The organism is Luteitalea sp. (genome assembly GCF_044337415.1).
Classification (GTDB): domain Bacteria; phylum Acidobacteriota; class Vicinamibacteria; order Vicinamibacterales; family Vicinamibacteraceae; genus Luteitalea.
Genome location: NZ_JBIINP010000217.1, coordinates 1 through 6,307 on the forward strand (window position 1 = coordinate 1; position 6,307 = coordinate 6,307).

Consider the following 6,307-nt stretch of genomic DNA (forward strand, 5'->3'; position numbering starts at 1 on the left):
GGGGCTTCGCTGTTCCACGAGGAGAAGGGGAACACCTGATCGGCCTTGTCCTTGCCGTCGCGGAAGATCACGTTGCGGTGCAGGTTGTTGCCGCCCGGCACCGTCGTCCACTCGTAGCCGATGATGGCGCTGAACCTGCCCGGCTCGTTGTACTTCTCCGCGGTGGCCGTGTACCGCTGCCACACCGATGTCATGATCGGGCCGACGACCTTCGGGTCCTTGAAGGTCTTGGGCAACGTGCCGTTGCCCTGGCGCACGACGATGTCGGCCGCGGTGGCGGCCCGCTCTTCCGGCGTGCCGCTGCCGAGGGTCTTGGCCCACTGGGCGGCCAGCGGATCGGTGACCAGGCCGGGGTTGCCGGCCTCGAGCTGCGACATGAGGCCGAGGCCCTCGGCGTGGTCGGCGACGACGAGGAAGTCGAGCGGCCGCGAGAGCTGCACCGGCACACCCGTCGACGACACCACCTGTTCGCCGCGGGCGAACCGGTAGGCCTCTTCAGGACCCAGCCTGGCGCCTGCCATGTAGGCGTCGCCGGAGTTCGACGTGTGGTTGTGTGTGTCACCGAACAACACCTTGGTGGGATAGGTGCGGCCGGCGAAGGGCGAGTAGGCCTGGCGCGCAGCCTCCAGCTCGGCCTTGGTTCTCGGGACCTCGACACCGGTGCTCTCGTCGGTGTCGAAGGCGTCCTGAACCGCGCCGATGTCGGTCACGGCGGGCCCACCGGCTGCCGGTTGCGTCCCCTGCGGCGCCGTTCCCGGCTGCCCGCAGGCCATCGTCCACATCACCACCGCGCCCGTCATTGCCAGGGCGCCACCCGCACGTCGCTTCGTCACGTCGGCCTCCAACTCGAAATGCGGCCGGGTGTGACACCCGGCCCTACCCCTGCCTAGAACGGCGAGTTGACGACCACGTAGGTCGTGCTCGTGCCGACGAACTGGGGCTGGTAGTACACGCTGCCGCACTGCTGGTACGTGATGCCGTTGGCGTACACGACCGTGCAGGCCGGTGGCAGCACCGTGACGCGCGTGCCGACCACCGCCGCCGTCACCACTGCCGTCGTGGCGACCGCCGCAGCCACGCCCCAGCCGTTGTTGTGGTAGCAGCAGCCGTGGTGATCGACGTCGATGTCGACGTCGATGTCGCGATCGACGCGACGGTTGTTGTTCACGTTGACGTTGGTGTTCCGGTTGACGTTCGTGTTGCGGTTCACGTTGGTGTTCCGATTCACGTTCGTGTTGCGGTTCGCGCTCTTGTTGTTGACGCTGGTCCTGGCCTTGTTGCGGTCGCCGGCCTCGACGAGCGTGACGGCGGGACCACAGAGGACGATGGCCAGCGCGAGGGAGATGTAGGCGCGGAAAGTGCGAGACATGTCGGTGTCCTTACTGCGCCACGGTGGCGAGGATGATGCGGTTGGCGCCCTTGGGGGGCGTGAAGGCGAAAGCCGCGTCGTTGACCGACGGCGCGAGGTTCCAGCGGTAGACCGCGGCATGGCGCGGACGCGCCTCGTCGTCGGTGGTGGTGATCACCAGCTTGCGCGGCAGCGGGAAGTCGCCCTTCTGGATCCACACCTGCCAGTCGAGGCCAGCCTGGCGGAACGCGTAGTGCTGGCACGTCGTGCCGTCGATCACGGCCGGGCCGAGGTCGATCGCGGACGTCAGCTCGCCGTGGCTCCAGCCCGGGGCGCCCCAGAGGAACAGGTCAGCGAGGGGGATCTCAAGGTCGTACTTGTCGCTGAGCACGTCTGCCAGCTCACGCACCGTCGGCGGCGCGGGTACCGTGGCGTAGTACCCGGCGCGGCGGGCCGACAGCGTGAACGTCTTGCCGTCGTACACGTAGGTGCGCGACATGCGGTCGCTCGTCGTCTCGGCGAAGAGCCGGTTGGGCATCTGCGCGACGATGATGGTGCGGCCGGTGCTCTGGTCCGTCTGGCCGTCGTCCAGCACGTCGTCGGTGGCGGTCAGCGCCTCGACCTCGAACGTCTTCACCGTGCGGAGGTAGGCCGACATGTCGTCGAGCGCCTTCACGGCGGCGGGATCGACGGCAGGCGGGGTCTGCTGTGCCCCGGCCGGGATGGCCGCCATGGCCATCGTGACGGCGAGGACTGCGGACAACGGGAGACTGCGCATCATCTGGACTCCTTGGTGAACCTTCATTTCGAGCCGGGACCGTCCGTCGCCCCGGGGTGGGACGGCAGGATGCCGGGTGGTGAGAGGGCGGCAGCCAGCGCAGGTGGCGCGGCAGTGTTGCCAAGCCGGCGCAGGGTGCGGATGCTGTCGGCGGCGTTGCCGCCTTCCTGGCGCGCGATCGAGAACACGGCCGGGGCGCCCACCGCATCGAGCGCGCCCATCAGGACGCCGAAGGCCGCGCCTCGCAGGTGCGTCGTCATGGCGTCGATGTCGGTCCAGGCACTCACCGCCAGGAAGCGCGGCGCGGACTCGAGGTCTTCGTAGACGTGCACGCGCTCCGCGCCCGTCTCGCGGCCGGCCGCGGCCACCCATTCGAGGAGGGCCTGCACCAGCTCGCGCCGGCCCGAGGCATGCGCCTCGATCTGGGCTGACAGCACCACGACTGCCGAGACCGCTTGCATCTGCTCTCGGGTATCGCAAGGTCCACGCCATTCCGCGGGACCACCGTCGGATAGCCACGTAAGTAGCTGCGCAATTGATGTTTAGTTCTCAGGTGGCGCACTGGGGTGCGGCATCGCTGACAGGCCGTGAGCCTCGTCATGTCGCGGGCCCGCGAAATGGCACGGGCGGGGCGTGCTAGCATCACCCCGCCCCGGGGGTGGGTCTCGATGCGAACTTCGCGACCATGGCTGGCGGCGCTCGTCGTCGTGCTGGTGCTGGGCCACTGGCCCGGACGCGCCAACGCGCATCAGGCGCCCACGCCCCGTTCGGTGCTGATGCTGTTCTCCCTGAGGTCGACGGCCCCCTCGGTCGCCACCTCGGAGGTGGCGTGCCGCCGCGCACTCGAAGCGTCGAGGGGCGCGCCGATCGACTTCCACCTCGAGTACCTGGACCTGCCCGACGGCACCGATGTGCCGTACGGGGAGCGCGTCCGCGACCTCCTGGCGGCCAAATACACCCGGGATCGATTCGACCTCGTCGTCACGCAGGGCACCGAGGCCCTGACGTTCCTGCTCCGTTACCGGTCCCAGTTGTTCCCCGGGGTGCCGGTGGTCTTCAGCCACCTGTCACCGGACGAGCTCGCGCGTCTGTCGGTACCCGAGGACGTGACCGGCGCGCTGCTCGTGCTGGCCGGCCAGCGGACCGGCCGCGTCGCCGCCACCCTGCTGCCCGACACCAGGGCCGTCGCCATCGTCGGGGGCGGTGCGCCTTCGGACCTGAGGAACGCGGCGTTCGCCCGGTCGCTCGTCGAGAAGGGACGGACGCCGGCGCCGGAGGTCATCTGGCTCGCGGGACTGCCCCTCGGCGAGCAGTTGCGCCGCGTGGCGTCCTTGCCGCCAGCCAGCGTCGTGTTCTTCACGAGCTATCGGGGAGACACCACCGGCCGGTCGATGGTAGGCCGCGAAGTCCTGAACGCCATCGTGCGGGCCGCGAACGCCCCCACGGTGGCCGCGGTGGACACGTTCCTCGGGGACGGCATCGTGGGCGGCGACCTCATCAGATGGGACGCGATCGCCGAGCAGGCCGCGGCGCTCGCCGGGCGCATCCTGAAAGGCGAACGTGCGGAGTCGATCCCGCCGATTGCCGTGTCCGCGGCGACCCTGACGTTCGACGCGCGTGAGCTCGAGCGCTGGCGCATCGACGAGTCGCGCCTGCCAGCAGGCAGCGAGGTGCTCTTCCGCCCGCCGACCCTCTGGTCGCAGTACAAGCTGCAGGTCCTGGGCGCCAGCGGCCTGCTGCTCGGACAGGGCGTGCTGATCGGCGCCCTGCTGTTCGAGCGACGCACACGGCGTCGCGCGCAAGCCGGCCTGACCGAGGCAGAGGAACGCTATCGCACCGTCGCCGACTTCACGGCCGACTGGGAATACTGGGTGCGGCCCGATGGCTCCTTCCTCTACAACTCGCCGTCGTGCGTGGACGTGACCGGCCGCCCAGCCAGTGAGTTCGCGGCCAGGCCGTCGCTGCTGGCCGAGATCGTGGTCGACGACGACCGGGCACTGTGGGAACGCCACATGCGTGAGGCGACCTCGAGCGAGTCACCGACCCGCGTCGAGTTCCGCATCCGGACGGTCACCGGCGAGTGGCGCTGGATCGATCACGTGTCGACACGGGTGGTCGGCGCCGACGGTCGCGACCTGGGGATCCGCGGCTCGAACCGCGACATCACATCGCGCAAGAAGTCCGAGGACGACCTGCGCGGCGCCCTCGAGGAGATTCGCCAGTTGCGCGACCGACTCGAGGTCGACAACACCTACCTGCGCGAGCAGCTGCAGCCCACGCCAGGCGTCGGCGGACTCGTGTGGTCGAGCGACGTGATGCGCTACGTGCTCGCGAAGACGCAGCAGGTGGCACCGACGTCGAGCACGGTGCTGCTCCTCGGAGAGACGGGCGTCGGCAAGAGCCTCATCGCGCAGGTGCTGCACGACCTCAGTCCACGCCGCGCGCGACCGCTGGTCACGCTCAACTGCGCGGCCCTTCCCGGCTCGTTGATCGAGAGTGAGCTGTTCGGGCACGAGAAGGGCGCGTTCACCGGCGCGCACACCCAGCGCCGCGGCCGCTTCGAGATCGCCGACGGCAGCACGCTCTTCCTCGACGAGATCGGCGAACTCCCGCTGGAACTGCAGGGCAAGCTGTTGCGCGCCATCCAGGACGGCGAGTTCGAGCGCGTCGGCGGCAACGTGACGCTGAAGACCGACGTCCGCCTCGTGGCCGCCACCAACCGGCACCTCGACGAGGAGGTGCGCGCGGGACGCTTCCGCCAGGACCTCTGGTACCGGCTGAACGTGTTCCCCATCACCGTGCCGCCGCTGCGGCAGCGCCCCGAGGACATCCCACTGCTGGTCACGGCCCTCCTCGAGAAGCACTGCCGCAAGCAGGGTCGGCCGATGCTCCAGGTGTCGCGCGCGGTGATGAAGACGCTGCAGGCGCGGGAGTGGCCCGGCAACGTGCGCGAGCTCGAGAACGTGGTCGAGCGCGCCGTCATCTCGAACCCGGGACCGATGTTCGAGATCGGCGAGGAGACCGCCAGTCCGTCGCGTGTGACGGGGTCGCCTCGTGACCGCGCCGACGATCGCCGCACGCTGGCCGAAGCTGAACGCGATCACATGACGGCGACGCTCGAACGCCTCGCCTGGCGCATCGAAGGCGAGGGCGGCGCGGCCGACGCGCTCGGCATCAACGCGAGCACACTCCGCAGCCGCATGCGCAAGCTGGGCATCCAGCGCCCGAGGCCGTCGACGCTCAACTGAGCCTCGCGGCCCCTGCATTCTGAATTGTGAACTGTGAATTCAGGTTGCTGGCTCTTCCAGCAACCTGCTAGAGGTACACCAGCAACACGCCCTTGTTGGTCGGATGCGGCCGCACCGATCGCACCGATGGCACGTCCTTCACGGCGGCCATCACCGCCCCGCGCACGCGGCCAGTGCCGATGCCGTGGACCACCTCGACGAGGGCGTGGCCGGCACGCAGGGCCACATCGAGGTGCCTGAGCAGGGCCTCGCGCGCCTCGACGGTCGTGCAGCCGTGCAGGTCGATGGTTGAACGCGGTTCGTCCGATGTGGCGTGCGGCTGGCGCTGGCTCGAGGACTTGGCCGGCGCAGACGACGCCTGCGGCCGGGATTTCTTCGACTTTTGCGTGATGGCGCGCAGGTCGTCGCGCCGACACGTGATGGTGAGCCCGCCGACCAGTACACGCCAGGCCTGACCGCGGGCCTCGACGATCTGCCCGTGGCGGTTGAGCGAGACCACCAGCACCTGATCCCCGATGACGAACGCCATGCCCGGGCGCGATTGTGTCACGTGCTGCGCGGCCCGGCCGAGGACCGGTCCGGTGCGGTCGCGGTTACCTTTCGCCCGTGCCACACGGCTCGGGGGAACGACACCGGCCGACCGCCCCGGTCGGCGCCCCCTGGCGCAACCGGCATCGCTGCGACCCTTCGCTCGGCTATTCCGCTATAGTGGCCGCCGGAGGCGTCTCTGGTGCATCTGGCCCGTCGTGTGTTCCCTGTCTTTCTGCTGCTCGCGGCCGCCTGTTCGCGCACCGACGAGACACCCGCCATGGGCGCCGGACGCGACTGGCGCAGCTATCTCGGCGACGCCGGCAGCACCCACTACTCCACGCTCGACCAGATCACGACGGCCAACGTCGGCCAGTTGCAGGTGGCCTGGACGTTCGACGCCGC

7 protein-coding genes are annotated in these 6,307 nt (G+C 69.6%); 2 read left to right on the forward strand and 5 right to left on the reverse strand.

All coding sequences use genetic code 11. The features are described from left to right. The 4 genes from ACIRDX_RS19300 to ACIRDX_RS19315 form a co-directional block, all read right to left on the reverse strand. The coding region (locus tag ACIRDX_RS19300; protein ID WP_396627067.1) for a DUF3604 domain-containing protein at positions 1-833 on the reverse strand (833 nt) is incomplete at its 3' end. A 53-nt stretch (positions 834-886) separates the two neighbouring features. Beyond that, on the reverse strand, positions 887-1,369 hold the full coding sequence (locus tag ACIRDX_RS19305; RefSeq protein ID WP_396627068.1) for a hypothetical protein: 483 nt from the start codon (positions 1,367-1,369) through the stop codon (positions 887-889). Positions 1,370-1,379: 10 nt separating this feature from the next. After that, on the reverse strand, positions 1,380-2,129 hold the full coding sequence (locus ACIRDX_RS19310) for a DUF2092 domain-containing protein (RefSeq protein WP_396627069.1): 750 nt from the start codon (positions 2,127-2,129) through the stop codon (positions 1,380-1,382). A gap of 20 nt (positions 2,130-2,149) precedes the next feature. Beyond that, the gene (locus ACIRDX_RS19315) at positions 2,150-2,587 is read right to left on the reverse strand and encodes a putative quinol monooxygenase (RefSeq protein WP_396627070.1); all 438 of its coding nucleotides are present in this window, start codon (positions 2,585-2,587) and stop codon (positions 2,150-2,152) included. Between the two features lie 207 nt (positions 2,588-2,794). On the opposite strand from ACIRDX_RS19315, the gene ACIRDX_RS19320 reads away from it, so the two are divergent. Beyond that, positions 2,795-5,374, forward strand: coding sequence for a sigma 54-interacting transcriptional regulator (locus tag ACIRDX_RS19320; RefSeq protein WP_396627071.1), 2,580 nt, complete (start codon positions 2,795-2,797; stop codon positions 5,372-5,374). Between the two features lie 67 nt (positions 5,375-5,441). Here the strand turns inward: ACIRDX_RS19320 and ACIRDX_RS19325 are convergent, their stop codons facing one another. Then, entirely contained in the window at positions 5,442-5,903 is a 462-nt protein-coding gene (locus tag ACIRDX_RS19325) for a Smr/MutS family protein (protein ID WP_396627072.1), read from the reverse strand. A gap of 219 nt (positions 5,904-6,122) precedes the next feature. Here ACIRDX_RS19325 and ACIRDX_RS19330 point away from each other — a divergent pair. After that, positions 6,123-6,307: hypothetical protein (locus ACIRDX_RS19330; protein WP_396627073.1), on the forward strand; the 185-nt coding region annotated here is incomplete at its 3' end.